This is a genomic window from Sinorhizobium saheli (assembly GCF_001651875.1).
Lineage (GTDB): Bacteria > Pseudomonadota > Alphaproteobacteria > Rhizobiales > Rhizobiaceae > Sinorhizobium > Sinorhizobium saheli.
The window spans coordinates 125,195-150,626 of sequence record NZ_LNQB01000102.1; the positions used below are offsets into that span (position 1 = coordinate 125,195).

General features: G+C 64.9%; 24 protein-coding genes. 10 read left to right on the forward strand and 14 right to left on the reverse strand.

The window, feature by feature from the left end:
* Window positions 1–81: 81 nt before the first annotated feature.
* The 3 genes from ATB98_RS26915 to ATB98_RS26925 all read left to right on the forward strand — a co-directional run bounded on the left by ATB98_RS26915 (window position 82) and on the right by ATB98_RS26925 (window position 4,101).
* The gene (locus tag ATB98_RS26915) at window positions 82–903 is read left to right on the forward strand and encodes a cyclase family protein (protein WP_066879484.1); all 822 of its coding nucleotides are present in this window, start codon (window positions 82–84) and stop codon (window positions 901–903) included.
* Window positions 904–924: 21 nt separating this feature from the next.
* Window positions 925–1,332 carry a carboxymuconolactone decarboxylase family protein gene (locus ATB98_RS26920; RefSeq protein WP_066879488.1) on the forward strand — a complete coding sequence of 136 codons (408 nt, stop codon included), beginning with the start codon at window positions 925–927 and terminating at the stop codon, window positions 1,330–1,332.
* Between the two features lie 129 nt (window positions 1,333–1,461).
* Window positions 1,462–4,101, forward strand: coding sequence for an ATP-dependent helicase (locus tag ATB98_RS26925; RefSeq protein WP_066879491.1), 2,640 nt, complete (start codon window positions 1,462–1,464; stop codon window positions 4,099–4,101).
* A gap of 24 nt (window positions 4,102–4,125) precedes the next feature.
* Here ATB98_RS26925 and ATB98_RS26930 read toward each other — a convergent pair whose 3' ends face one another.
* Both ATB98_RS26930 and ATB98_RS26935 read right to left on the reverse strand, forming a co-directional pair.
* Window positions 4,126–4,587 (reverse strand): GNAT family N-acetyltransferase, encoded by a 462-nt coding sequence (locus tag ATB98_RS26930; RefSeq protein ID WP_066879903.1) that lies wholly within the window; start codon window positions 4,585–4,587, stop codon window positions 4,126–4,128.
* A gap of 86 nt (window positions 4,588–4,673) precedes the next feature.
* Complete coding sequence (locus ATB98_RS26935) at window positions 4,674–5,384, reverse strand: phosphoribosyltransferase (RefSeq protein WP_066879494.1); 711 nt, start codon at window positions 5,382–5,384, stop codon at window positions 4,674–4,676.
* A gap of 265 nt (window positions 5,385–5,649) precedes the next feature.
* Here ATB98_RS26935 and ATB98_RS26940 point away from each other — a divergent pair, with 265 nt between their 5' ends.
* Together ATB98_RS26940 and ATB98_RS26945 are read left to right on the forward strand one after the other, a co-directional pair.
* Entirely contained in the window at window positions 5,650–6,888 is a 1,239-nt protein-coding gene (locus ATB98_RS26940; RefSeq protein ID WP_084435825.1) for a GGDEF domain-containing protein, read from the forward strand.
* Window positions 6,889–6,979: 91 nt separating this feature from the next.
* Window positions 6,980–7,477, forward strand: a complete 498-nt coding sequence (locus ATB98_RS26945) for a CreA family protein (RefSeq protein WP_066879500.1) — start codon at window positions 6,980–6,982, stop codon at window positions 7,475–7,477.
* Window positions 7,478–7,562: 85 nt separating this feature from the next.
* On the opposite strand, the gene ATB98_RS26950 is transcribed toward ATB98_RS26945, so the two are convergent.
* From ATB98_RS26950 to ATB98_RS26965, 4 genes are all read right to left on the reverse strand, one after another.
* The gene (locus ATB98_RS26950; protein WP_066879503.1) at window positions 7,563–7,865 is read right to left on the reverse strand and encodes a hypothetical protein; all 303 of its coding nucleotides are present in this window, start codon (window positions 7,863–7,865) and stop codon (window positions 7,563–7,565) included.
* Between the two features lie 214 nt (window positions 7,866–8,079).
* The gene (locus ATB98_RS26955; protein WP_066879506.1) at window positions 8,080–8,442 is read right to left on the reverse strand and encodes a hypothetical protein; all 363 of its coding nucleotides are present in this window, start codon (window positions 8,440–8,442) and stop codon (window positions 8,080–8,082) included.
* A gap of 297 nt (window positions 8,443–8,739) precedes the next feature.
* Entirely contained in the window at window positions 8,740–9,204 is a 465-nt protein-coding gene (locus ATB98_RS26960; protein ID WP_066879510.1) for a chemotaxis protein CheW, read from the reverse strand.
* A gap of 2 nt (window positions 9,205–9,206) precedes the next feature.
* A complete protein-coding gene (locus ATB98_RS26965; RefSeq protein WP_066879513.1) occupies window positions 9,207–11,345 on the reverse strand; it encodes a methyl-accepting chemotaxis protein in 2,139 nt (712 codons plus the stop codon).
* A gap of 246 nt (window positions 11,346–11,591) precedes the next feature.
* On the opposite strand from ATB98_RS26965, the gene ATB98_RS29310 reads away from it, so the two are divergent.
* From ATB98_RS29310 to ATB98_RS26980, 4 genes are all read left to right on the forward strand, one after another.
* Window positions 11,592–11,750, forward strand: a complete 159-nt coding sequence (locus ATB98_RS29310; RefSeq protein ID WP_153435441.1) for a hypothetical protein — start codon at window positions 11,592–11,594, stop codon at window positions 11,748–11,750.
* Between the two features lie 133 nt (window positions 11,751–11,883).
* Window positions 11,884–12,483, forward strand: coding sequence for an SCO family protein (locus tag ATB98_RS26970; RefSeq protein ID WP_066879905.1), 600 nt, complete (start codon window positions 11,884–11,886; stop codon window positions 12,481–12,483).
* Between the two features lie 204 nt (window positions 12,484–12,687).
* A complete protein-coding gene (locus tag ATB98_RS26975) occupies window positions 12,688–13,563 on the forward strand; it encodes a 50S ribosomal protein L11 methyltransferase (protein WP_066879906.1) in 876 nt (291 codons plus the stop codon).
* Between the two features lie 577 nt (window positions 13,564–14,140).
* Window positions 14,141–15,976 (forward strand): aminopeptidase P family protein, encoded by a 1,836-nt coding sequence (locus ATB98_RS26980; protein ID WP_066879516.1) that lies wholly within the window; start codon window positions 14,141–14,143, stop codon window positions 15,974–15,976.
* A gap of 363 nt (window positions 15,977–16,339) precedes the next feature.
* Here the strand turns inward: ATB98_RS26980 and ATB98_RS26985 are convergent, their stop codons facing one another.
* From ATB98_RS26985 to panC, 5 genes are all read right to left on the reverse strand, one after another.
* Window positions 16,340–16,576 (reverse strand): hypothetical protein, encoded by a 237-nt coding sequence (locus ATB98_RS26985; RefSeq protein ID WP_192933984.1) that lies wholly within the window; start codon window positions 16,574–16,576, stop codon window positions 16,340–16,342.
* A gap of 111 nt (window positions 16,577–16,687) precedes the next feature.
* Complete coding sequence (locus tag ATB98_RS26990; RefSeq protein WP_066879519.1) at window positions 16,688–16,996, reverse strand: AzlD family protein; 309 nt, start codon at window positions 16,994–16,996, stop codon at window positions 16,688–16,690.
* A gap of 3 nt (window positions 16,997–16,999) precedes the next feature.
* Entirely contained in the window at window positions 17,000–17,716 is a 717-nt protein-coding gene (locus ATB98_RS26995; RefSeq protein ID WP_066879522.1) for an AzlC family ABC transporter permease, read from the reverse strand.
* A gap of 293 nt (window positions 17,717–18,009) precedes the next feature.
* Window positions 18,010–18,831, reverse strand: a complete 822-nt coding sequence (gene panB / locus ATB98_RS27000) for a 3-methyl-2-oxobutanoate hydroxymethyltransferase (RefSeq protein WP_066879526.1) — start codon at window positions 18,829–18,831, stop codon at window positions 18,010–18,012.
* Window positions 18,832–18,833: 2 nt separating this feature from the next.
* Window positions 18,834–19,709 carry a pantoate--beta-alanine ligase gene (gene panC / locus ATB98_RS27005; protein ID WP_066879529.1) on the reverse strand — a complete coding sequence of 292 codons (876 nt, stop codon included), beginning with the start codon at window positions 19,707–19,709 and terminating at the stop codon, window positions 18,834–18,836.
* A 371-nt stretch (window positions 19,710–20,080) separates the two neighbouring features.
* Here panC and ATB98_RS27010 point away from each other — a divergent pair, with 371 nt between their 5' ends.
* Window positions 20,081–20,491, forward strand: coding sequence for a VOC family protein (locus tag ATB98_RS27010; RefSeq protein WP_066879532.1), 411 nt, complete (start codon window positions 20,081–20,083; stop codon window positions 20,489–20,491).
* Between the two features lie 133 nt (window positions 20,492–20,624).
* On the opposite strand, the gene ligA is transcribed toward ATB98_RS27010, so the two are convergent.
* The 3 genes from ligA to ATB98_RS27025 all read right to left on the reverse strand — a co-directional run bounded on the left by ligA (window position 20,625) and on the right by ATB98_RS27025 (window position 25,414).
* Entirely contained in the window at window positions 20,625–22,778 is a 2,154-nt protein-coding gene (gene ligA, locus ATB98_RS27015) for an NAD-dependent DNA ligase LigA (protein ID WP_066879535.1), read from the reverse strand.
* A 66-nt stretch (window positions 22,779–22,844) separates the two neighbouring features.
* Complete coding sequence (recN, locus tag ATB98_RS27020) at window positions 22,845–24,518, reverse strand: DNA repair protein RecN (RefSeq protein WP_066879538.1); 1,674 nt, start codon at window positions 24,516–24,518, stop codon at window positions 22,845–22,847.
* 29 nt (window positions 24,519–24,547) lie between these two features.
* Window positions 24,548–25,414 carry an outer membrane protein assembly factor BamD gene (locus ATB98_RS27025; RefSeq protein ID WP_066879541.1) on the reverse strand — a complete coding sequence of 289 codons (867 nt, stop codon included), beginning with the start codon at window positions 25,412–25,414 and terminating at the stop codon, window positions 24,548–24,550.
* Between the last annotated feature and the right edge of the window lie 18 nt (window positions 25,415–25,432).

Genomic DNA, 25,432 nt, shown 5'->3' on the forward strand with positions numbered 1-25,432 from the left:
CGGATTTACAGCCGCCGCGGCTCGGCTATTCTAGCTGCAACCGGCGGCTGTTCCGGCGGGCTCGGTACGGGGAGAAAAGCCATGTGCGATGCATGCGTCATAGAAACGGTAAAGCAGCGAATGCTGTCACGGCGCGGCTTCTTCCGCGCGGCCGCGGTCGGCACGGCGGGAATCGCCGCCGCCGGCATGGGGATCGCCCCGCCGGCGCTTGCGGCGGGCCACGACAGCGTCACCGATCTCACCCATGAGCTGCACGAGGAATTTCCGACCTACTTCGGCCAGCAGCAGTTCTTCCGCGAGCAGAAGTTCAACTTTGCCCAGCATACGTTCAATCTGTTCGAACTCCGGGTGAACGAGCACACCGGCACGCACGTCGATGCGCCGCTGCACTTCTCGGCCGATGGCCTTTCGGTTGCCGAACTGCCGGTCGAGAAGCTCGTGGTGCCGCTCTGCGTCGTCGATATCCGCGAGAAGGCGGAAGCTGATGCCGACGCTGAGGTGACGCCGGACGATATCAAGGCCTGGATCGCCGCCAACGGCGACATTCCGGAAAACGCTTGCGTCGCCATGCTGTCCGGCTGGGCGGCCCATGTCGGCACCGACAAATTCCGGAATGCCGACGGCGAGAAGAAGATGCATTTCCCGGGCTTCCATGTCGAGGCGGCCAGGTTCCTCTTGGAAGAGACGAAGGCGGCAGGCATCGCCGTCGACACCCTCTCGCTCGACCACGGCATTTCGGCGGATTTCGCCACCCATAACGCCTGGCTGCCGGAGGGCCGCTGGGGACTGGAGGCGACCGCTAATCTCGACAAGCTGCCGGCCAAGGGCGCGACGCTCGTTCTCGGCGCGCCGAAGCACCGCGGCGGCACCGGCGGCCCGGCGCGCGTCTTCGCTCTCGTCTGAACGCGCTCGAGAGGAAAAAGCATGAGCACCGTGGCCCCGCCGTCCGACCCGGAATCCAATCCGCGCGTCAAAGCCGTGTTCGACGACATCCGCGCGACGCGGAAATCGGACTTCATCAACAATATGTGGCTCTGGCTCGCCTTCGATCCGGACCTCCTGGAGCGGACCTGGGCGGAGGTCAAGGCGGTGATGGCGACGCCCTCGGCGCTCGACCCGCTGGTCAAGGAGATGCTCTATATCGCCGTCTCCGTCACCAATGGCTGCGGCTATTGCATCCATTCCCATACGGCCGCCGCCAAGGCCAAGGGCATGGCGGAGGCCGAGCATGCCGATCTTCTGCGCGTCATTTCGCTCGCCGCCAGGACCAACCAGTTGGCGACGGCGCTGCAGGTGCCGGTCGATCCGGCATTCGACGCCAACATCGGATAATGGCCTCTCAAAATACGGGCGCTGAAAACACCAGTCTTTCCACAGGGTTGTCCGGACCGTTAGAGAATCCGGAATAAAAGAAGAACATCCTTTCTGGCCTTTCGGTCCCGAATCACTACATTGGGCCGCATGAGCAAAGGTTTCGACGACATTCCCTTCTTCGACGAGGAGCCGGCACCGCGCAAGCCTCAGCCCGCCGCCGGCATCGCCGCGCGCGCCATGGCCGCCCGCGACAAGGCCAAGCAGCCGGATTATCTCTCCGGTCTCAATCCGGAGCAGCGCGAAGCCGTCGAAACGCTGGAAGGGCCGGTGCTCGTGCTCGCGGGCGCCGGTACCGGCAAGACGCGGGTGCTGACGACCCGCATCGCCCATATCCTCTCGACGGGCCGCGCCTACCCCTCGCAGATCCTCGCGGTGACCTTCACCAACAAGGCCGCGCGCGAAATGAAGGAGCGCATCGGCGTGCTCGTCGGCCACGCGGTCGAAGGCATGCCCTGGCTCGGCACGTTCCATTCGATCGGCGTCAAGCTCTTGCGTCGCCATGCCGAGCTCGTCCGCCTCAGGTCCGACTTCACCATCCTCGACACCGACGACGTCGTCCGCCTCATCAAGCAGCTCATCCAGGCGGAGGGTCTCGACGACAAGCGCTGGCCGGCCAAGCAGTTCGCCGGCATGATCGACACCTGGAAGAACAAGGGCCTCGACCCGTCGCAGATCCCGGAGGGCGACGCCCGCGCCTTCGCCAACGGCAAGGGCCGCGAACTCTACGCCGCCTACCAGAACCGGCTCATCACGCTGAACGCCTGCGACTTCGGCGACCTGCTCCTGCATCCGATCCGCATGTTCCGCGCCAATCCGGACGTGCTGAAGGATTACCACGACAAGTTCCGCTACATTCTGGTCGACGAGTACCAGGACACCAACACGGCGCAATACATGTGGCTGCGGCTCCTGGCGCAGCGGCCGCAGGGGAAACACCCCTCCGCAACCCAATTTGCCAAAGACCCCTCCCCAACCCCTCCCCACAAGGGGGAGGGGCAGGAGCGTGCGGCCGCGTCTTCCTCCCCATCGAATGTGAGCGGGGAACGCCCGGCGGCACGGCAAGCTAGCCCCTCCCCCCTGTGGGGAGGGGTTGGGGAGGGGCAGCCACACGACGGAGGGCAGCGGAAACCCGTCGTTAACATCTGCTGCGTCGGCGACGACGACCAGTCGATCTACGGCTGGCGCGGTGCCGAGGTGGACAACATCCTCCGCTTCGAGAAGGATTTTCCCGGCGCCAAGGTCATCAAGCTCGAGCGCAACTACCGCTCGACCGAGCACATCCTCGGGGCCGCCTCGCATCTGATCGCCCATAACGAGGGCCGCTTGGGCAAGACGCTGTTTACCGAGCGGGCCAGTCCCGACGACGAGAAGGTTCACGTCCATGCCGCCTGGGACTCCGAGGAGGAAGCCCGTGCCGTCGGCGAGGAGATCGAGCAGCTCCAGCGCCGGAAGCACAATCTGAACGACATCGCGATCCTGGTGCGGGCCTCGTTCCAGATGCGCGAATTCGAAGACCGCTTCGTCACCCTCGGCCTCAACTACCGCGTCATCGGCGGCCCGCGCTTCTACGAGCGACTCGAGATCCGCGACGCCATGGCCTATTTCCGCCTCGTCTGCCAGCCCGCCGACGATCTTGCCTTCGAGCGCATCGTCAACACGCCGAAACGGGGCCTCGGGGACACCACGGTGCGGACGCTCCACGACTACGCCCGCGCCCGCGACATTCCGATGCTTGCCGCCGCAAGCGAGATCATCGAGACGGACGAGCTGAAGCCGAAGGCGCGGAAGGCGCTGTTCGACGTCGTCACCGATTTCCGCCGCTGGCAGACATTGCTCGAGACGACGCCCCACACCGAGCTTGCCGAAAAGATCCTCGACGAGAGCGGCTACACGGCGATGTGGCAGGCCGACAAGTCGGCCGAGGCTCCGGGGCGCCTCGAAAACCTCAAGGAACTCATCCGCTCTATGGAAGCCTTCGAGTCGATGCGCGGCTTCCTCGAGCATGTCGCCCTCGTCATGGACGCCGAGCAGAACGAGGACATGGATGCCGTCTCGATCATGACGCTGCATTCGGCCAAGGGCCTGGAATTCGACACGGTCTTCCTGCCAGGCTGGGAGGAAGGCCTTTTCCCCCACCAGCGCGCCCTCGACGAAGGCGGCCGCGCCGGTCTCGAGGAGGAGCGCCGGCTTGCCTATGTCGGCATCACCCGCGCCAAGCGCCGCTGCCACATCTGGTTCGTCTCCAACCGCCGCATCCACGGTCTCTGGCAATCGACCATGCCCTCGCGCTTTCTCGACGAACTGCCGATCGACCACGTCGAAGTGGCCGAACAGGAAGCCTCCTATGGCGGCTATAGCCGCGGCGGCTACGGCCAGTCCCGCTTCGACCGGGCCGACCCCTTCGAGAACACCTATCAGACCCCCGGCTGGAAACGCGCCCAGCAGCACCGCTCGGACGCCACCCGCGACAACTGGGGCACCCGCTCCGGCCATGCCGTCGAGCGCATCGGCTATGGCGAGTCAGGCCCGCGCACCCGCACCATCGAGGGCGAGCTCGTCGCCAAGTCGACCAGCGCGGAACCCTCCCGCTTCAACGTCGGCGACCGCGTCTTCCACATAAAGTTCGGCAACGGCAACATCGCCGCGATCGAGGGCAACAAGCTGACGATCGATTTCGACCGGGCCGGGCAGAAGCGGGTGCTGGACGGGTTTGTGGAGCGGGTGTAACCGGGCGAACCTCAGTCGCATCCCTCAGATCACCATCCGATACATCACGAACCCTGACTTCTCGGCCACCTTGTCGTAGAGCCGCATTGCCTTCACGTTCGACTCGTGGGTGAGCCAGTAGACGCGCGAGGTTCCGGCTCGTCTTGCTGCGTCGAAGACGCCGTTGATCAGTGCCTCGCCGACCCCTCCTCCGCGTGCCGCCTCGTTGATGAAGAGGTCCTGGAGATAGCAATTCGGCTGGATCGCCGTGGTGGTGCGATGAAAGATGAAGTGGGTGAGCCCGACGAGCCGGCCCTTGTTCTCGGCAACCAGGGCATGCATCGGCTCATAGGCATCGAAGAAGCGCGACCAGGTCATGTGAGTGATGTCGGGAGCGAGCGCGCTTTCGCCCGAGCGTCCGTAAAAGGCGTTGTAGCCTTCCCAGAGCGGCAGCCACTGGTCGTAGTCGCTCCGGACGACCGGCCGGATGGAAAGGTTGTGACTCATCATCGTCCCCACCGGAAAGACCGTTACGGGGGCGGCAGCATAAACCTTGATATCCGCGAGGTCTATCCGGCGGCGGCAGGGGTTCGTCACGCGTGGCCGTCTGGACTCATCGTGCCGCTTCCCGCCTCGCTTCCTGTATCTTCTCCATTCGCGCGCTTCATCAGCGCGATCACCTCGTCGTCCGTCGTCTGGGAGAAATCATCGTAGTAGATGCTGACGGCGTGAAACGACGCGGGACTGGCAAGGCAGACGATCCGATCCACTTCGCTGCGCAGGCTGGCGATCGCATTGGGCGGCGCGACCGGCACGGCGAGCATCAGCTTCGCGGCGCCCGCCTGCCGCATGGCCCTGACCGCCGCCGTCGCGGTACCGCCGGTGGCAATGCCGTCGTCGACGATGATCACGTTGCGGCCCTTCGGAGAAATGCGCGGACGATCGCCGAGATAGAGGGCGCGACGACGCGTAAGCTCAAGCCGCTGGCGCGCGGTCTCCTCCTCGAGATAGGCCTCCGAGGGCCGCACCAGACGCATGGCCTCGGCGTTGAGCACGCGAAGGGGTTCCTCGCCGTCGACGAGCGCACCGAGGCCGAACTCCTCGTGACCCGGCGCGCCGATCTTGCGAACGAGCAGGAGTTCGAGCGGCGCGCCGAGGATCGCCGCCACCTCGAAGGCGACCGGCACGCCGCCACGCGGCAGCGCCATCACCAGCGGATCGGCAAAGTCTTCCTTCTCGATGGCGCGGGCGAGTCTGCGACCCGCATCGGCCCTGTCGGCAAAAGGCAATCTCTCTTCGGGCATGGCATGCGCTCCGCAATCACCGCCGCCGGACGGAGCGCAGACGCCGTGAGGCGTATCGCCTCGAGCGGGATGGCCCAGACCGCGCGGCGCTGTGGACCGGGCCTGCTGGCGCTCTACCCCAGGACACAATCGAAGGGATCGACCAATCCCTAAAATTGCAGGGATTTTTGCCGGCTTTCATTAAGGGGCCCCGGGTACCAATTGATCTCGAATAATGGCTGCGACACAAGCCGCTCTTTATTTTAGCACGACAGGCCGTTTCGAAATGAGCTTTCTCGCCTTCATCTCGGTCATTGCACTCCTGGCGATGCTGCCGGTCCTTTGGTCCCTGCAACGCACGGCGGTGGCCGGCGCCCGCGAATTCGCGACCGGCTGCTTACTATGCATAGCTGCAACCGGCGCCATGACGGCGGCCGCGGCCTTGCAGATGCCGCTTGCGATCGTTCTCGGCCATGCCGCGCTGACCGTCGCCTTCGTCTTCATCCTCCTGGGTTACGGCCGGCTTCTCGACCTTTCGCTGCCCGTCGGGGTCTTTGTGGCGCTGGCCTTCGCTGGCGGTGTCACGGGATTTGCGATCACGCTCGGCGGCCATGACAGCCTTCCCGCCCGCATGATCGTCATCGGGGGCCTCGCCGCCATGCTGATCCTTGCAGCCGGCCCGCCGGCGGCCGATCGCTGGCCGAAAGCGAAGCCGGTGATGCAGGTGGCCATCCTCGCCGCCGCCGCGGTTGCCTGCGCGGCATCAGTTCACGTTTTCGGCCGGCCGCCGCATCCCTCGGCGGGCGTCGCGGAAGCACCCGCGTCGATCGCCTTCGAGCTCTCCCTTGCCGCCCTGAGCGCGCTGCTGCTGCCGGTTCTCTTCTTCGCCGTTATCGTCACGGTCCAGAACCGCGTCATCGCCGGGCTCCGGGTCGCGATCGCCCGCGACGGGCTGACGGGGGCCCTGTCGCGCGGGGCGCTGATCGAGGAGGGAGAACGGATTTTCGCCGAGTGCCTAACCCACGGCCGGCCGCTCGCCTTCCTGCTGCTCGACCTCGACTATTTCAAGCAGATCAACGACCGCTACGGGCACGCCTGCGGCGACATGGCGCTCGCCCATTTCGCCGACGTCGTCTCCACCTTCCTGGGCGAGCGGGGGATTCTCGGCAGGATCGGCGGCGAGGAGTTCGGCGTCATCCTGCCGGGCCACACCGAAGAACAGGCAACGGCGCTTGCCGAAGACATCTGCCGGACCGTGCGCGAAACGCCGGCCGGGCGCGCGCAACGGCGCATCCGGCTGACCGTGAGTATCGGCATCGCGGCGGCAGTGCCGGACGATACCATCACGGACGTGATGATCCGCGCCGATCTCGCACTCTACGATTCCAAGGCCGATGGTCGCGACCGCTGTTCGATCGCAAGGCGTCACCAGATCGACGCGAGTTCGCTGGCACTTGCCGCGGCCGCGGCCCAATTGCGCGCGGCCGACCCGCTGCGCGAGCAGCACCTCGCCCAAACCGCCTGACCTGCGAGCGGAAAACCTCCCGCGCGACGGCAATGCCTTGCATTGCCGTATCCACCGCCTATCTGAACGGTGCATTTCATTGGAGGGATTCATGTTGCGCCGCTTCCGCATCCTGCTTTTCGCCGGCCTCGCCGTCTCGGCTGTCGCTGCCTTGCCGGCTCGCGCCGAAACGGTCGGCCAGGTCGGAGTCGACTGGCTCGGCAACGACATCAAGATCGATGCCGTGCGCGATCCGAAGGTCAGCGGCGTGACGTGCCACGTCACCTATTTCGACCGCAGCGTCATCGATCGCCTGAAGAACGGCAACTGGTTCGAGGATCCGTCGAACAATTCGATCGCCTGCCGGCAGACGGGACCGATCTCCATCGGCGACATCGACGTGTCCAGGGAAGGTGAAGAAGTCTTTCGCTCGGGACTGTCGCTGATCTGGAAAGACCTGCTGGTGACCCGCATCTACGACAAGGCGAACGACACGCTGATCTACCTCGCGCACTCGCGCCAGGTCACCGACGGATCGGCGAAGATGTCGATCTCGACGGTTCCGCTCTTCGGACAGACGGTCAAGTGGGAAAACGGCCGGCCGCAATAGACGTCGCGGCCGCGACAGAGGCGAAGCCGGGCTCCTGCGGGATAGGCGCCGGCCCTATCCCGCAGGAGCGAGGAAACTACCGCTTTCAGGGTGTCGGCGGAACGATGCCGGGATAATAGTCGCCCTCGCCGGGATCGTATCTCTGCCCGGAATTGCCGGTCGGATAGAGCATCTGCTGGCGCGGTTGACCGTCGATGCTGCCTGTCGCGGTCGGGTCCAGCATGGCGGGAGCCCGTGGCATTGTGGCCCTTGCCTGGTTCAGGGTTCCTGGAGGATTGTTCGGGTCGATGCCCGGATAGTAGCTGTCTGCAAAGGCCGGAGCAGCAACGCCGGCCAAGGCGGATGAAAGGGCAAATGCGGCAAGCGATGTTCTCAACGAAACTCTCATGGCATTAACTCCTATGTCCGTTTGGCACCCGACCTCCCCGCGGATGCATTTTGCGGCTTGACGATAACACCAATCCCCGCCGGTTGCAGCTTGCAAGCAGTTGACGTTTTGTCACGATTGGCTCCCGCAACCGTGATGGACGTTACGCGACTTTAACTTGACGCCGCCCGTCCGTGACGGCGTCCGACCGGTCATCGCAAAGTGCGAATTGCATTCACGGTACTGGAGCCGGGGGAACAATGCCCTGATAGTAATCGCCCTGGCCACCGCCCTGGTATTCACCGGTGTAGTGCTCGCGGGCCCCCGACGGGCTCAACAGGATCGTCCTCGGAGCGGGCTGCACATAGACGCTCCCTGTCGGCGCCGGATCGACGTAGATGCTGCCGGTCGGCATGGTATCGACGTAATAGGGATCCTCAACCATGGGCACCAGCATCGCGCCTCTGTTCTGGGTCCCTGGAGGATGATGCGGGTCGATGCCCGGGTAGTAGCCGTTAGCAAAGGCGGAACCGGCAACGCCTGCAAGGGCCGATGAAAGGACGAATGCGACGAAAGTTGTTCTCATTGAAACGTTCATGGCACAGCTCCTGTGTCCGTTTCAGCGTCCAACCTCCTGGGCGGATGCTGCGATTGTCAGTGTCGCGCCCCCCTCAGCAATGCTGTATCTGGTATAACTCGTTTGCCGCGCACGTGTTCCTGTTTGACAAGCGGGCTTGGCCCCCTCATGCAAAGACCCGCCGAAGCGGGTCTCGCAATTCTACTGCATGCGTCCTTCGGCGTCGATCGAACGACAGAGCCATGCGGCAATCCAAAGGGCCACAGCGCCCTTGGCGCATCTGATAGGACGCGCGAAGCTCCAGGGCCGGCCTCGAGGCTATGCCGCCTGTGCCAGTTCGTCGGCGATGACGGTGTCGAGGTTGAGGAAGCAGACCATCGACTTTTCCAGTGCGACGATGCCGCGGCAGAAGGCACGCTGCGCCTCCGGAATGATCTCCGGCGCGGGCTGCAGGTCTTCGCCGCGGATCGTCATCATGTCGGAAACCTGTTCGACCAGCAGGCCGACGAGCTTGCCGTTGATGTCGGTGACGATGATCGCGGAGCGCTCCGACGGCTCGGTCATCTTCATGCCGAGGCGGCAGGCCATGTCGATGACCGGGATCACCGCGCCGCGCAGGTTGATGAGGCCGAGCACATAGGGCGGCGTGTGCGGCATCGGCGTCACCGGCGCCCACCCGCGGATTTCGCGGATCGCCATGATGTCGATGCAGAACTCCTGGTCACCGAGGTGAAAGGAGACGATTTCGAGATAGGCACCCGACTGCTTGATTGCGTTGTTCATGATCAGAATTCTTCCCACTTTTCGCCGGACGCCGCCACCGACGGCGAGGAACCCGGGTTGTTGCCGAATGCGCCCGCCAGCTTGCCCATCAGAGCCTTGGCGGGAGATGGAGTTGGACGAGCGGTAGCCGCCGCTGCGGCGGGCTTGCGGAGCGTCACAGGCTTTCCGCCAGCAGCGCTTGCCGTGCCTGCCGAAGCGCCTGCCCTCGCCGCGCCTGCCATTGTCGCGCCTGCCATTGTCGCGCCTGACCTCGCTGCGCCTGCTTTGGCCACGGCCGCCTTGACCAGCGGCGGGACCGGAACCGGGGCCGCTGCACGAATCGTCGCCTCGCGCGCCTGCCCGTGGCGGAACTGGCCGACGAGCTCGCCGAGCTTCTCGGCGTCCTGCGCGAGCGTGTGGCTCGCGGCGTTGGTCTCCTCGACCATGGCGGCGTTCTGCTGGGTCATCTGGTCGAGTTGGGCGACCGCGCTATTGATCTCGTGAAGGCCGGTCGACTGTTCGCGCGCCGCCATCACGATGGAGCTCATGTGTTCGTTGATGCGCGCGACGTTGACGCCGATGCGGCCGAGCGCGTCGCCGGTTTCCTGGACGAGCTTGACGCCGGTTCCGACCTCGGTGCCCGACCGCGTCACCAGCGCCTTGATGTCCTTGGCCGCGCCCGCCGCCCGCTGGGCAAGTTCCCTCACCTCCTGGGCGACGACCGCGAAGCCCTTGCCGGCCTCGCCGGCACGCGCCGCCTCGACCCCGGCATTGAGCGCCAGGAGATTGGTCTGGAAGGCAATCTCGTCGATCACGTTGATGATCTTGCCGATCTCGTTGGAGGCACCCTCGATGCGGGCCATGGCGGCGATCGCCTCGCCGACGATGCGCCCGGATTCCTCGGCATTGATGCGTGTCTCGTCGACCATGCGGCTCGCCTCTTCGGCGCGCTCGGTCGCGGTCTTGACCGTCACCGTGATTTCCTCGAGCGCAGCCGAAGTCTGTTCCAGCGATGCCGCCTGCCTTTCCGTGCGCCGCGCCAGGTCATCGGCCGCGCTGCGCATCTGCCGGCCGTTCGATTCGATCGATGCCGTGTTCTCCTTGACGCTCGAAAGGACGTGGCTCAGCCGCTCCACCGTGTTGTTGAAGTCGCGCCTGAGCGCATCGAGGCCTCCCTCGAACGGCTCGCGGATGGCAACCGCCATGTTGCCCTCGGCAAGCTGGTTGAGGGCCTGGCCGAGGACATTGACTGCAGCCGTGATCCTGGCGACCGCCTGGTCGCGCTCCGCTTCCTGGCGCGTGCGTTCCTGCTCGATTTCCTCGCGGCCCGCCGTCGCCCGCTCCTCCAGGGAACGCTTCTCTATCGCCTCCACCCGGAACAGGTCCACCGACCGCGCCATTTCGCCGATTTCATCGCCACGTCCGCGCGCCGGCACCGGGGTGGAGAGGTCCCCCGAAAGGATGCGCTGCATGCTGTCGCGCAGGCCAAGAATGCCCCGGCGCAAGACGTTCCCATGGAACCAGATCAATGCGAGCATTGCGCCCATGGCAAGGAGCCCGGCTACCGCCTGCATCAAGAGGGCATGACTGGCTTCGGCGCGCGCTTCCTCCGTGCGCTCCGATGCAAGATTCGCGGCTGCCTCCGTGAGCTCCGTCAGGACCGCATTCATGCGCTCGCCGCCAGCGTCGATCGCGTCGTCGATCCGCGCAAAATCACCGGCTGGCGCGCCCGCTTCCACCAGCACCTTCAGGTCTGTCGCGACGGCCTTGCGCACTTGCGCCAGATCGGCCTCGAAATTCGCCAGAAGACCCGTCTTCCCGATCAGGCTTGCCAGTTCCCGAAGCGCGGACATGTTCGCATCGAGCAGTTCGAGCGACGCCTTTATCTGCGCTTCCCGCTCCGGCTGGATCTTGCGCTCGTCACGATCGATGATCGTATCCATTGCGGTCAGGACGAGTTCCATGCCGGCGAAGCGCATGTCCTCGATCGTTCTCATGCCGCGCTCTGCGACGATCGCCTTCTCGAGGGCGGCTTCAGACCGGCTGTTCTGATACCAGCCGACGGCGAGCAAGGAGCCGAAACCCAGAAAGGCGGCACCCGCGAGCGTCGCCAGTCGCTGGCTGACCGAAAGATTGCTTTTGGCGGATGGAGAGGTGTTCATGTGATGGGCAGTCCAAGGTAATGGACCCGCCGGCGGCAGCCAGGGTCCTCCGTTGCGATCGATGCGGAAGGCCGGACTCGATCAAACCGGATGACCTCATGTCATGTCGAAGTGGTGCACTTCTCCGCGTCGACCGACACTGGCAAACAGACCTTAAACAATCGCTAAAACACCGATAAACTTTGCACATGGCCCATGTGGCTTCTCCGATCTTTCCCTGCCGCCCGGCGGTGCTATGATGGCCCCATGCGCACGGACATGAAGAAATCGCTGTCGCCGCTCATTCTCGCCCTGGTCACGGGCGCGCTCGCGCTCGTCCTGCTCCTCACCTTCCAGGGCTGGATGGCGCATGGCGCCGACATTTTCCTTTCGCTCGCACAGAGCGGCCTCTCCTGGTGTTTCTAGCGCAAAGGTGCGCCCGGTTTTCTCCTTCGGACCCTGCGGCAATTCTCCCCTTTGCAGCGGCGACCGCGAAGCGGTATCACAACCCTGCATTCCTTGACGGCCGACCAGGCCCCGCAACAGACCGGTGGCAATGATGAAATCCATACGCATCGTCCTTTGGGCAGCCATCCTCGTCATGGTGGCCGTTCTCGGCTGGCTCACCTTCGACATGACCCAGTCGAAGCAGCAGGCATCGTCCGGCCCCTTCGGCGTCCCCTTCACGCTGGTCGCCCAGACCGGCCAGCCGATTACCGAAAAGGCGTTCACCGGCAAGCCGACCGCGCTCTTCTTCGGTTTCACCCACTGCCCGGAAGTCTGCCCGACGACGCTGTTTGAATTGAACGGCTGGCTCGAAAAGGTCGATCCCGACGGCAGCAAGCTGCAGGCCTACTTCATCACCGTCGATCCCGAGCGCGATACGCCGGAACTGCTCGGCCAATATGTCTCCAACGTCTCGAAGCGAATCACCGGCATTTCCGGCCCGCCCGAGAAGGTGCTGGAAATGGTCAAGGGCTACCGCGTCTATTACAAGAAGGTGCCGGTCGACGAGGCGAAGCCCGACGGCGACTACACGATGGACCATACGGCCTCGGTCTTCCTGCTCGACGCGAACGGCCAGTTCAGCGGCACGATCGCCTATGGCGAAAATCCGGAAAACGCCGTCAAGAAGCTTGAAAACCTGATCAAGGGCTGAGCGCCTGGGCAATCCCCAACGAAGCGCCGGCAGGACCGGCGCTTTGCGTTTGTGCCCCATTCATGGTAGCGGCGAGCCCTGCAGCGCGGCGCGTCCTGTCAGGGGCGCAAAGGTCGCTGCTGCACTTTGAATTGCTGCATGTCCTTGTCCTTCATCGAGGCCGGTCGAAGGAGACATGCCGCAGTGCAGCCGAAGGAAAGAATCTTGAGCGAGATACGCCTTTTCGTCACGACCACCGAGCGACGGGCCGCCGCCGTTCTCGATCTCCTGAGCACGGTCTTCGAAGACGAGGACTACGCGATCGCGACCATGGAGATCGACGAGAAGCGCGATGTCTGGGAAGCATCGGTCTACATGATGGCGAACGAAGAGGAGCAGGTGAAAGCGCGCCTTGCCGATGCGCTTGCGGCCGAGTTCTCCGATCTTCCGATCGGCCGGGAGGTTCTGCCCGACATCGACTGGATCGCCAAATCCCTGGAGGGCCTCGCCCCGGTGCGCGCCGGCCGCTTCGTCGTGCATGGCTCGCACGATCGCGACAAGGTGAAGACCGGCGAGATCGCCATTGAGATCGATGCCGGCCAGGCCTTCGGCACCGGGCATCACGGCACCACCGCCGGCTGCCTCGAAATGCTCGCCTCGGCCACCAACGCGCGACGCTACCGCAACGTCCTCGACCTCGGCACGGGAAGCGGCGTGCTGGCGATCGCGGCCCGCAAGCTCCTGCACGTGCCGGTTCTGGCGACGGATATCGACCCGGTTGCGACCCGCGTCGCCGCCGACAACGCCCGCCGCAACGGCGTCGTGGCCGGCCTCACCTTCGCAACCGCGCCCGGCTTCCACTCGACGGCGTTCAGGACACACGGCCCCTTCGACCTGATCATCGCCAATATCCTGGCGCGGCCGCTCATGAAGATGGCGCCGCAGCTCGTCGCCCATCTCGCGCCCGGAGGCTCCGTCATCCTCTCCGGCATTCTAGCCGAACAGCGCTGGAAGGTGCTCGCCGCCTATAACGGCCAGAACCTCAAGCATGTGCGCACCATCTGGCGCAATGGCTGGGTGACGATCTGCCTGACGAAATAGGCGTGCATCTGCCTTCGCCCGCCTGCCGGCACCTTCTCCCCGTTTTGACGGGGTGAGGGGTCGAGGTGAACGCAATCGGCGCAATTCAAGCACTCGGCCGAGCAGGATCGCAGACAACGAAAAGGCCGCCAGTCGATCATGACGGGCGGCCTTTTCAAAACAAAGGCGATGCCGAAGCACCGCCCGCTGACCGGCTTGAGACCGGCCATGCCCGCGAGCCTGAGGAGGAGGAGCGCTCGAGCGGGCTTCTACCGTTCCGAAGCTGGCCACCCTTGAGGGAGGAGGAGAACAGATGACCAACCGTTCTCGGAACTGCAGTCCTTTGAACCACCGGGCGTTTGCCCGTGTTCGTTGGCCGCGCTTATAAACCATCATTTCAATAGATAAAGATGCATTGCAGCATGGGAGCCATGCGCATGATGCATAAGTATTACAATTACGCGGTTTTCGCGATGAAGACGCGATCGGAGCATAGCCGGCCGAGCCGAGGCAGGATGTCGCCTCTTTCCCGCGAAGCGACCTTTCCGCTAACATGCCTTCACTCACCTGCGGTTCTCGCCAGCTATCGGAAAAATACATGTTTCAGTCATTCGAAGTCACTTCCACGCCCCAGTTCGGCAAGGAGCGCACCGCGGCGTTGCGCGCCGCCATCAAGCCTCTCGGCATCGACGGCTTCCTGGTGCCGCGCGCCGACGAGTTTCAGGGCGAGTATGTGCCCGCCTGCTCCGAGCGGCTCTCGTGGCTGACCGGCTTCACCGGTTCGGCCGGGGTCGCCCTCGTTACGCAGCGCGAAGCGATCGTCTTCGTCGACGGCCGTTACGTGACCCAGCTCAAGGAGCAGGTGGATGCAAGCGTCTTTACCGGCGGCGACCTCATCGGCGAGCCGCCGCATGTCTGGCTCGAAGCACATGCCCCCAAGGGGTTCCGCCTCGGCATAGACCCCTGGCTGCACACGGCTGCGGAAGTGCGCCGGCTTGAAAGAGCGCTCGCCGCGGTCGGCGGCGCCCTCGTCTTCCTCGAAAACAATCCGCTCGATCCGCTCTGGACCGACCGGCCCGCCGCTCCCCTCGGCCGGGTGACGATTCAGCCGATCGAGCACGCGGGACAATTGGCGAAGGACAAGATCGCCATGATCGCGGCGAGCACCGGCAAGGCGAAGGCCGCGGCCGTCGTCCTCACCGACCCCTCCTCCGTCGCCTGGGCCTTCAACATCCGCGGCAGCGACGTGCCGCATACGCCGCACCCGCTGGCGCGCGCCGTCATCCACGCGAACGGCCGCGCCGAGATCTTCCTCGACAAGCGCAAGGCCGGCATCGAGGAAGAGGCCTATCTGACCCAGCTTGCCGACATCGCGCCCCCGGGGACCTTCGACGACCGGCTGGCCGTGCTCGCCTCCGCCGGTGCGGCGATCATGCTCGATCCGGATCTCGCCCCCTTCGCGATCGGCGAACTGATCCGCGCCAGGGGCGGCTCACTGATCGAGGCCGCCGATCCGGCGCGCCTGGCCCGCGCCTGCAAGAATTCGGCCGAGATTGCCGGATCCGTCCGCGCACATCTGCAGGATGGTGCCGCGATGGTGGAGTTCCTGGCCTGGCTCGATCGGACGGAACCCGGCAGCGTCTCCGAAATCGGCGCGACAGAGCGGCTGGAGGCGGTGCGCGCGGCGGTCGGCGAGCGCATGCAGAATCCGTTGAGGGACATATCCTTCGACACCATCGCCGGCGCCGGGCCCCATGCGGCGATCATGCATTATCGCGTGACCACGGCCACCGACCGGCCGATCGAAGCAGGCACCATGTTCCTGATCGATTCCGGCGCGCAATACATCAACGGCACGACCGACATCACCCGCACCGTCGCGGTCGGCGCCGTGCCCGAAGAGCAGAAGCGTTTCTTCACGTTGGTGCTGAAGGGAATGATCGCGATCAGCACGGCCCGTTTCCCCAAGGGCTCGCGCGGCGTCGACCTCGACCCGCTCGCCCGCATCGCGCTGTGGAAGGCGGGGGCCGACTATGCCCACGGCACCGGTCACGGCGTCGGCTCCTATCTCTCCGTGCACGAAGGACCGCAACGCATTGCCCGGCTAGCCGTCCAGAAACTGCTGCCCGGCATGATCCTTTCCAACGAGCCCGGCTACTATCGCCCCGGCGCCTTCGGCATCCGCATCGAGAATCTCGTCGTCGTAACGCCGGCGGCCGAGATCGCGGGCGGCGACCAGCCGATGCTCGGCTTCGACACGCTGACCTTCTGCCCGATCGACCGCCGGCTCGTCCTCGCCGGCCTGCTGACGGATGACGAGCTTGCCTGGCTGAATGCCTATCATGCGCAAACGCGCGAAAAGCTCATGCCGCTGCTGGCCGACGACGCGACCCGCAGCTGGCTGACGGCCGCTACGGAAGCGATTGCACGCTGAACTGGTCTGGTTGGCCGCGGCGTTTGAAGGCTCGACAGCGCCGCACTTCCTATCAGACGCGCAAAGGTCGCAGTGGCGCCTTGAAGTGCTGCATGTCTTTGTCCTTGAAGCGAGGTCCATTGAAGGAGACATGCAGTAGGTCGAGGCGGGAGGCCCGGCGGCGTGGGCTGGGGGCTAAGGGGGCAGCCGGGCCTCCGTTGGGAGGTTCGATGTCTCTACCAACGGCACCCTTATATTGACCGCGAGGCTGCGGCGTAACCCGGGAATTCTACGGGTTACGTCCGCTATCGCCAAAAAATACGCTGCCGGGATGTGCCCGCGACGTCGAAGAGCCAAAAAGCCCGGGGCGAGCCGGCACTCGGTTTAAATTCCAAGCATCTTCTTCGCTTCGCCGAGCGCTGCCTCCGAGCCGGCGTGATCGCCGGCCTTGTGCAGCTCTTCGCCTTGCTGCCGCAACTGCTTGACCTTGGCCATGTCGCTCTCGGAAAGGGAGGCGTTCGGCATCGCCGCGTCGATCGCTGCCATCATGGTGGGGCACTGATTGGCAAAGGCCGTCACAGGTGCGAGCGCGAGCAAAAGGGCAATCAAAATCCTGATCATGATTATCGCTCCTCCGCGGCCGGAAGGCGGATGCCTCTCCGGCAACGAGAGCATCATAATCCAGGACCGGTCCTGCGCCAATGCGGGACCTCGGCGCCAGCGCATGCCGCTCTAAACAACCAAATAGCGAATCACCATCACGACAAGCCAGCCGACGAGCAGCATCCTGAGCGTCGAGAACCGCAGCCCGATTACGAAGGCGACGAGCATTGCCGCGGCAACGTCGAAGCCGCCATAGACGAAGGCGGGCGCCACGAGCGTCGTCAGCACCGCCGCCGGAACCGCATTCAGGGCCGCTTCGAGGCGCGGCGGAATGTTCTTCAACTGGGTGATCAGCACATAGCCGCCGAACCTGGTGGCATAGGTGGCAATCGCTGCGGCAATGATCAGATAGATCAGTTCGAGGTGTTGCGGGTCCATGCCTCAAGCCTCCTGTTCCGCAGGCCGCACTTCCTTGGCCGCCTGCTGCAGCGGGAGACAGGCGGCAAGCAGGATGCCGGCGAGCGCGCCGATGCTGACGTGCCAGGGCGAGCCGACGAAATGCATGGCCGCGACCGAAGCAACCGCGCTCGTGGCGACGATCGGCAGGAAACGATCGCGCTTGCGGAAGCTCATCACGAGACCGAGGAAATAGACCGGCAGCAGCACATCGAGACCGATCGCCTTGGGATCGCCGATCATTTGGCCGAAGATCGCGCCGACCAGCGTATTGAGGAGCCACGGCACGTAGATCACCAGGCCGAAGCCGAGATACCAGGCGAAGGTGACCGGCAGTCCGCGCTCGCTGCGTTGCTCCGTCTCGGCATATTGCGGATCGACGAGCAGGAAGAAGGCGAGGAGCTTCTGCGTGAGGCTGAAGTGACGGATGTGCTTGGCAATCGAGGCGGAATAGAGCACGTGGCGGAAGTTGACCGCGAAAACCGAAAGCACCACCAGCCAGGGCTGGACGTGACTGCCGAACAGTTCGATGCCCACCATCTGGCTGGCGCCGGCATAGACCGTCGCGCTCATCAACACCGCGTCGGCGATGGTGAAGCCGTTGTCGATCGCCAAGGCCCCGAAGAGCGCACCGAATGGCGAAGCCGCGAGCGTGATGGGAAAGCCGCTGCGCAGGCCGTCCCGGAAATCGCTTCCGTCCATGAAATTCTCCCGCCGGCGGCCGAAAGACGCGGCAGCGCGTGCGCAAACCGGCTCGCCGGAGAGATAGAGGCTGCCGCGTCCGGCGACAATTCAATTGCGCTGATGCAATGATTGAAGTTTCTTATGGCTCGAGCTGTGGGAGCCTGGGCACGGTCGGACGGGTGAGGCTTGTGGGTGTGTCCGCGTCAGAAGGGGTCGCCGCGCTGCCGCCCCTCATCCGGCCGGCCGGCACCTTCTCCCCGCAGACGGCCGCATGCGGGGGAAAGGGGCGAAGATCGCGATCACCCGCACGATCAGTGCTTCACCTGGAACGTATGCTCGATGCCGGGGAAGGTGCGGGCCTTCACCTCCTTGGCATAGTCCTCCACCGCCTTCGAGATTGCCGGCGCGAGCTCGGCGAAGTGTTTGACGAAACGCGGCTTGAAGTCGTTGAAGATGCCGAGCATGTCGTCCGAGACGAGGATTTGGCCGTCGCAGGCCGGCGAGGCCCCGATGCCGATGGTCGGGGAGCGCAAGGTCGCGGTGATCTCGCGCGCCACCGGCTCGACGGTGCCCTCGACGACGATCGCAAACGCGCCGGCATCGTCGATCGCCTTGGCGTCGCGACGGATCTTCGCCACTTCCTTCTCGTTACGGCCGACCGAGCGGTAGCCGCCGGTCGTGTTGACGAGCTGCGGCATCAACCCGACATGGCCGAGCACCGGAATGCCGCGGCTGACGAGGAAATCGACCGTCTCGGCCATCTCCGCGCCACCCTCGAGCTTCACGGCGCTGCAGCCGGTCTCCTTGAGCACGCGCGCGGCGCTGCGGAAGGCCTGCTCCTTCGATTCCTGGTAGGAGCCGAAGGGCAGGTCGACGACGACGCAGGCGCGCTCGGAGCCGCGCATCACGGCCTGGCCATGGGCGATCATCATGTCGAGCGTGACGCCGACGGTGGTGTCGAGGCCGTAGAGCACCATGCCGAGCGAATCGCCGACGAGCAGGAAATCCACATGCGGGTCGAGGAGCCGCGTGATCGGCGTCGTATAGGCCGTGAGGCTGACGATCGGGCGTTCGCCCTTCAAGCTCAGGATATTGGCGGGGCTCAGCCGCCGCTTCGTGGTCTGGACGCTCATTCTCAGGCAACCTTTGCTAGACGGGCGGATTTCGGAGCAATGACGCGATTGTCGAGCAGCTTCGTCGAGCCGAAGCGGACGAAAAGCAGGAGCAGCACCGGCTTTTCGCCGATCGCATCGAGACGCTCCAGTGTTTCGGGATCGCGCAATGCCACGACTTCAGGCCGGGCGAGCGGCTCGGTCGCGAGAAACGCGGTAACGCCCTGCTCGACGGCCGCCGCATCGACGATCCCGCTCGCGATCAGCCGCGCGGCCTCGTCGAGCGCCTTCGGCACGATCGCGGCGGCGCGGCGCTCGTCCGCCGTCAGATAGACGTTGCGCGACGAACAGGCGAGCCCGTCGGCCTCGCGCACGGTCGGCACGCCTACGACCGCGACCGGCTGCGCCAGGTCCTCGACCATGCGGCGAATGATCTGGAGCTGCTGGAAATCCTTCTCGCCGAAATAGGCGCGGTCCGGCTGGACGATGTTGAAGAGCTTGGTGACGACCGTCGCGACACCGGCGAAATGGCCGGGCCGCACCGCCCCCTCGAGCTCGGAGCCGAGCTTCGGCAGGTCGACCACCGTCTCCATCGGTCGCGGATACATGTCCGAAACGCCAGGGGCGAAGAGGAAATCGACGCCGCCCTCGTCAAGCATCTTCTCGTCGCGGGCGAGATCGCGCGGATATTTTGCGAGGTCCTCGTTCGGGCCGAATTGCAGCGGGTTGACGAAGATGCTGGCGACGACCACGTCGTTCTCGGCGCGCGCGCGGCGCACGAGCTCCATATGGCCGACATGAAGATAGCCCATGGTGGGGACCAGGCCGATGGACTTGCCCGCGCGCCGGTGCTCGGCGAGCACCGCGCGCAATTCGGCGATGGTGGTGACGGTTTTCATCTTCGGACCCTCCAATCCGCCGGGACGGAAAGATGCGCCCCGCTTCGCTGATATGGCGAATAGCCAGCCCCGCGAAAAGGCAATTGCACAAAAATTGGCTGCAAAGCTCTATCTTGTGCGGCGCAAAAACACAAATGGAAATGGGATGGCAGGCGGCCGCCGCCTTGGCCGGATTTCCCGCGGGACCGGGCTGGATACCCCCATCCGCTTGAAAGCTGTGACGGCGGCGCCAGATGATGAAGCACAATCCACGTTCGCCCAAAGCCGTGGATCAGGAATTTGCATTCACCTGTCGGTCGACGGCACGATCATTCGTCCTTGCAGCGGCAGCACGCCAACAGAACGCAAACCAGCTTCACGAGGAGCACCCCATGCGCATGATTTTCGTCAACCTGCCGGTCAAGGACCTGAAGGCTTCCCGAACCTTCTTTTCCACCCTCGGCTTCACCTTCAACGAACAGTTTTCCGACGACACCGCCGCCTGCATGGTGATCGACGACAACATCTTCGCCATGCTCCTGACGGAGCCGAAATTCCGCGACTTCATCATCGGCGAGATCAGCGACACCGCCAGGGGCACCGAGGTGATCACCGCCCTTTCGGCCGGAAGCCGCGCCGAATGCGACGACATGTTCGCCAAGGCAATCGCCGCCGGCGGCAAGCCGTGGAAGCCGGCTCTCGACTACGGCTTCATGTACGGCATCAGCTTCCAGGACCTCGACGGGCATGTGTGGGAGTTCATGTGGATGGACCCGGCGGCTGCGCAGCAGGGGCGCGAATAGACGAACGACTTCCGAGAGCCCGCCGGCGCGCGGGCTTCCTCCGTCAAAATCTCCTGACCTCGCACAAATGCGGCAAAGCAAGCAGACAGAGCAATGGCGCGAACGTGTGCGCATTCCGCTCTGTCGCGCCCGCCTACCCCCCGACCAGCGCCAGCCACTCGTCCTCGTCCATCGTCTGGATCCCGAGTTCGCGAGCCTTGTCGAGCTTCGAACCGGCGCCGGGGCCGGCGACGACGACGTCGGTCTTCTTCGAGACGGAGCCCGCCACCTTGGCGCCGAGGCTTTCCGCCTTCGCCTTCGCCTCGTCGCGCGTCATCCTTTCGAGCGAGCCGGTGAAGACCACCGTCTTGCCGGCAACCGGACTGCCGGTCGCAACGGGCATCTCGGCGCTCTCGGGCGTCACTTCTTCAAGCAACTGCGAGATCACCTTGCGATTGCGCGGTTCCTTGTAGAACTCGACGATGGCGCGGGCGACGACCTCGCCGATGCCGTCGATGCTGTTGAGCTCGTTCCAGGCGTCTCCCGAAAAACCGCCCGCCTCGACCATCGCCGCGCCGAAATGCTCGTAGCTGCCATAGGAGCGCGCAAGCAGCTTCGCCGTCGTCTCGCCGACATGACGAATGCCGAGCGCATAGATGAAACGATGCAGGGCGATCGAGCGGCGGGCGTTGATCGCCTCGTAGAGCTTGCGCACGCTCACCTTGCCGAAGCCCTCGATGTTTTCGAGCTTGGTGAGCGACGCCTCCTGGCGGCGCTCCAGCGTGAAAATCTCCGGCGCGGTGCGGATCCTCAGATTCTCGTCCTCGCTTTCGAAGAAGAATTCGATCTGCCTGGCGCCGAGCCCCTCGATGTCGAAGGCGTGGCGCGAGACGAAATGCTTCAGGTGCTCGACCGCCTGCGCGCGGCAGACGAAGCCGCCGGTGCAGCGGCGCACGGCGTCCACCTTGCCGGTCTTCTCGTTGATGTCGCGCACCGCATGGCTGCCGCAGACAGGGCATGCGGTCGGGAACTTGTAGGGCTCGGCGCCTTCCGGCCGCTCGTCCATCACCACGTCGACGATCTGCGGGATGACGTCCCCTGCCCGCTGGACGATGACCATGTCGCCGATGCGGATATCGCGCCCCTCGCGGATCGGCTCGCCCGTATTGCCGATGCCGCGTATATAGTCCTCGTTGTGGAGCGTCGCATTGGTGACGACGACGCCGCCGACGGTGATCGGCTCCAGCCGCGCCACCGGCGTCAGCGCGCCGGTGCGGCCGACCTGGATGTCGATACCCTTGAGCCGGGTGAAGGCCTGCTCGGCCGGGAACTTGTGCGCCGTCGCCCAGCGCGGAGAGCGCGAGCGGAAGCCGAGCCGCGCCTGCAGGTCGAGCCGGTCGACCTTGTAGACGACGCCGTCGATATCGTAGTCGAGATCCGGGCGCTCGCGCTCGATGTGGTGGTAGTGCGCGAGCAATTCGTCGGCGGAGAAGAAGCGCTGCATCAGCGGATTGACCGGGAATCCCCAGGCCTTGAAGGTCTCGACCATGCCGAGCTGCGTATCGGCAGGCATTGCCGACATCTCGCCCCAGGCATAGGCGAAGAAGCGGAGCTTGCGGCTCGCGGTGACCTTCGGGTCGAGCTGGCGCAGCGACCCGGAAGCCGTGTTGCGCGGGTTGACGTAGAGCGGCTTGCCCTGCGCCGCCATTTCGGCATTGAGCGCGGCAAAATCGGACTTCGCCATGTAGATCTCGCCGCGCACCTCGACGATATCCGGCGCGTCGGCTGGGAGCGTCTGCGGGATCATGGCGATGGTGCGGACATTGGCTGTGACGTTCTCCCCCGTCGTGCCGTCGCCGCGCGTCGCCGCCGTCACCAGCCGCCGGTTCTCATAGCGCAGCGACATCGACAGCCCGTCGATCTTCGGCTCGGCGGTAAAGGCGACGGAATGATCGGGCAGCAGGCCGAGGAAGCGGAAGACGCCGGCGACGAAATCGCGCGCGTCCTCGTCGGAAAAAGTGTTGTCGAGCGACAGCATCGGCCGCGCATGGCGTACGGGCGCAAATGTCGGCAACGGCGCCGCGCCCACCTTGCGCGACGGGCTATCCTCGCGAATGAGCGCCGGAAAGCGCGCTTCGATCAGGTCGTTCCGCCGCTTCAGCGCGTCGTAGTCCGCATCCGATATCTCCGGCGCGTCCTTGCCGTGATAAAGCGCATCGTGGCGGGCGAGCTCCGCCGCCAGGAAGGCGAGTTCTTCGGCCGCTTCCGCTTCGGTCAACTGCTCGACGGGTTTCAGTTCGCTGGACATGCGTGACGACTCCGGATTTGGGAGTCGTTTTGTAGAGCAACCGGCGCGAAAGAAAAGTGGTTACGATCAGCCGTTGCCGGCGAGCAAGCGCGCGGCCGCCGCCCTCGCCTCCTCGGTGATCGAGGCGCCGGCGAGCATGCGGGCGATCTCCTCGGTGCGCGCCGCATCGTCCATGCGGGCGACGCGGGTCGCGATCATCTCCGCCTTTTGCGCCGACGGCCCCTTGGAAATCAGGAGATGCGTTGCCGCGCGGGCGGCGACCTGCGGCGCATGGGTGACGGAAAGCACCTGGACGGTCCTGGAAAGCCGCTTCAGCCGCTGGCCGATGGCGTCGGCCACCGCCCCGCCGACGCCGGTGTCGATCTCGTCGAAGACGAGCGTCGGCGCCGAGCCGCGGTCGGCGAGCGCCACCTTCAGGGCGAGCAGGAAGCGCGAGAGCTCGCCGCCGGAAGCCACCTTCATGATCGGCCCCGGCCGGGTGCCGGGGTTGGTCTGGACGTGGAACTCCACCGAATCGATGCCCTCGGCGCTCGGCGCCGCCGGATCGCTCGCGACCTCGACCATGAAGCGCGCCCGTTCGAGCTTCAGCGCCGGCAATTCCTCCATGACCGCGGCGGAAAGCGCCGTCGCCGTGTTATGACGCCTTTCGGAAAGCGCTCTTGCGGCGATATCGAAGGTTGCCTTCGCCTCGGCGACCTGGCCTTCGAGCTGCTTCAGCTTCTCCTCGCCGGCATCGAGATCGGCGAGATCGGCAATCATCCGCACCGCGAGCGCAGGAAGTTCGACGACCGGAACCGAATATTTGCGGCTCGCGGCGCGCAAGGCGAAGAGCCGCTCCTCGACGCGCTCCAGTTCCTTCGGGTCGAACTCCGTGTTGCGCAGCGCCCGCTCCACCGCCATCTGTGCGTCGGACAGCTGGTTCAACGCGCCATCCAGCAGCTCGACCGTCTCTTCGAGCAGGCCGGGCGCCTCGTGGCTCTTGCGCTCGAGCCTTCTTACCAGCGAGGCGATCAGCGGGACCGGCGAGGCATTGCCGTTCAGGAATTCCGACGCCTCGCTGATGTCGCCGGCAATCCGCTCGACCTTCATCATCCGCGCTCGGGCTTCCGCGAGCTCTTCCTCTTCGCCGTCCCGCGGCGACAGCGTCTCCAACTCCTCGACCGAGGAGCGCAGGTAGTCCGCCTCGCGCGCTGCCGCCTCCACCTTCTCGCGGTGTTTCCTGAGACCGCGCTCCGCCTCCTTCCACGCCCGGTAGAGGCCCGCGACCTCTTCCGCCGCTTCCGTGGTGCCGCCGAAGGCATCGAGCAGCGTACGATGGGCGTCGGTGTCGACCAGCGCCCGGTCGTCGTGCTGACCGTGGATCTCGACGAGCGTCTGGCCGACCTGGCGCATCAGCTGCACGCTCACCGGCTGATCGTTGATGAAGGCCTTGGTGCGGCCGTCGCTCGACTGCACCCGGCGGAAGATGAGATCGCCGTCGTCGTCAATGCCGTTGTCGTGCAGGAGGACCCGCGCGGCGTGACCGGCCGGGACGTCGAAGACGGCGGTCACCTGCCCCTTGTCCTCGCCGTGACGCACGAGCGAACCGTCGCCCCGGCCGCCGAGAGCGAGCGACAGGCTGTCGAGAAGGATGGATTTGCCCGCGCCGGTTTCGCCGGTCAGCACCGAAAGCCCGGCGTCGAAGCTGAGTTCAAGCCGTTCGATCAGGACGATATCGCGGATCGAGAGCTGGGCGAGCATCCGGTTTCATATCTTCGTTGACGGGCGAATCACGCGCCGATGAGCTTCTTGCCGGCGCGCGCGATCCAGGATGTACCGGTTTCACGCGGCTCGAGTCCACCGGACTGCAGCAGCTTGAAGGAATCGGCGTACCACTGGCTGTCCGGATAGTTGTGCCCGAGCACCGCCGCCGCCGTCTGCGCCTCCGCCGTCACGCCCATGGCGTAATAGGCTTCGACGAGGCGGGCGAGCGCTTCCTCGACCTGGTTGGTGTTCGGATATTGCTCGACCACCGTGCGGAAGCGGGAAATGGCGGCGAGATATTCCTTGCGCTCCAGATAGTAGCGGCCGACCTGCATCTCCTTGCCGGCGAGCTGGTCGCGGGCAAACCGGATCTTCGCCTGGGCGTCGTCCACATATTCGGAGTCGGGATACTTGTCGATCACCGCCTGCATCGCCTCGATCGCCTTGGTCGCCGGCTTCTGGTCCTGCGTCACCGAGGGGATCTGCTTGGTATAGGCGAGGCCCTGGATATATTGCGCATAGGCCGCGTCTTCCGACTGCGGATAGAGATTGAGGTAACGGCTCGAGGCGTTGATCGCGTCCTGGTACTGGCCGTTGCGATAGGCGACGAAGGCGTTCATCACCAGCGCCTTGCGCGCATACTCGGAGAACGGATGCTGCCTGTCGATCGCCTCGAACTTGCGCGCCGCCTCCGTCGTCTTGCCGGCATTGAGGTTGGCAAGGCCCTGGTTATAGAGCACCTCCGGCGGATCGGTCTCGGCGGTAAGCTTGGTGATGTCGATGTCCGGGTCGTTCTGGCAGGCGGTGATCAGACTCGAGCCGGCGAAAGCCGCAAGAACGACTGCAACGACGCGCGCTGATTTTTTCATGTCGACCGAAACTGCAAGAACCATCGGATATTCCCGTTTCAC

Coding starts and splice junctions, on each gene's coding strand:
- ATB98_RS26915 (WP_066879484.1), top strand. CDS start 82: ATGTGCGATGCATGCGTCATAGAAACGGTAAAGCAGCGAATGCTGTCA.
- ATB98_RS26920 (WP_066879488.1), top strand. CDS start 925: ATGAGCACCGTGGCCCCGCCGTCCGACCCGGAATCCAATCCGCGCGTC.
- ATB98_RS26925 (WP_066879491.1), top strand. CDS start 1,462: ATGAGCAAAGGTTTCGACGACATTCCCTTCTTCGACGAGGAGCCGGCA.
- ATB98_RS26930 (WP_066879903.1), bottom strand. CDS start 4,587: ATGAGTCACAACCTTTCCATCCGGCCGGTCGTCCGGAGCGACTACGAC.
- ATB98_RS26935 (WP_066879494.1), bottom strand. CDS start 5,384: ATGCCCGAAGAGAGATTGCCTTTTGCCGACAGGGCCGATGCGGGTCGC.
- ATB98_RS26940 (WP_084435825.1), top strand. CDS start 5,650: ATGAGCTTTCTCGCCTTCATCTCGGTCATTGCACTCCTGGCGATGCTG.
- ATB98_RS26945 (WP_066879500.1), top strand. CDS start 6,980: ATGTTGCGCCGCTTCCGCATCCTGCTTTTCGCCGGCCTCGCCGTCTCG.
- ATB98_RS26950 (WP_066879503.1), bottom strand. CDS start 7,865: ATGAGAGTTTCGTTGAGAACATCGCTTGCCGCATTTGCCCTTTCATCC.
- ATB98_RS26955 (WP_066879506.1), bottom strand. CDS start 8,442: ATGAACGTTTCAATGAGAACAACTTTCGTCGCATTCGTCCTTTCATCG.
- ATB98_RS26960 (WP_066879510.1), bottom strand. CDS start 9,204: ATGAACAACGCAATCAAGCAGTCGGGTGCCTATCTCGAAATCGTCTCC.
- ATB98_RS26965 (WP_066879513.1), bottom strand. CDS start 11,345: ATGAACACCTCTCCATCCGCCAAAAGCAATCTTTCGGTCAGCCAGCGA.
- ATB98_RS29310 (WP_153435441.1), top strand. CDS start 11,592: ATGCGCACGGACATGAAGAAATCGCTGTCGCCGCTCATTCTCGCCCTG.
- ATB98_RS26970 (WP_066879905.1), top strand. CDS start 11,884: ATGAAATCCATACGCATCGTCCTTTGGGCAGCCATCCTCGTCATGGTG.
- ATB98_RS26980 (WP_066879516.1), top strand. CDS start 14,141: ATGTTTCAGTCATTCGAAGTCACTTCCACGCCCCAGTTCGGCAAGGAG.
- ATB98_RS26985 (WP_192933984.1), bottom strand. CDS start 16,576: ATGATCAGGATTTTGATTGCCCTTTTGCTCGCGCTCGCACCTGTGACG.
- ATB98_RS26990 (WP_066879519.1), bottom strand. CDS start 16,996: ATGGACCCGCAACACCTCGAACTGATCTATCTGATCATTGCCGCAGCG.
- ATB98_RS26995 (WP_066879522.1), bottom strand. CDS start 17,716: ATGGACGGAAGCGATTTCCGGGACGGCCTGCGCAGCGGCTTTCCCATC.
- panB (WP_066879526.1), bottom strand. CDS start 18,831: ATGAGCGTCCAGACCACGAAGCGGCGGCTGAGCCCCGCCAATATCCTG.
- panC (WP_066879529.1), bottom strand. CDS start 19,709: ATGAAAACCGTCACCACCATCGCCGAATTGCGCGCGGTGCTCGCCGAG.
- ATB98_RS27010 (WP_066879532.1), top strand. CDS start 20,081: ATGCGCATGATTTTCGTCAACCTGCCGGTCAAGGACCTGAAGGCTTCC.
- ligA (WP_066879535.1), bottom strand. CDS start 22,778: ATGTCCAGCGAACTGAAACCCGTCGAGCAGTTGACCGAAGCGGAAGCG.
- recN (WP_066879538.1), bottom strand. CDS start 24,518: ATGCTCGCCCAGCTCTCGATCCGCGATATCGTCCTGATCGAACGGCTT.
- ATB98_RS27025 (WP_066879541.1), bottom strand. CDS start 25,414: ATGGTTCTTGCAGTTTCGGTCGACATGAAAAAATCAGCGCGCGTCGTT.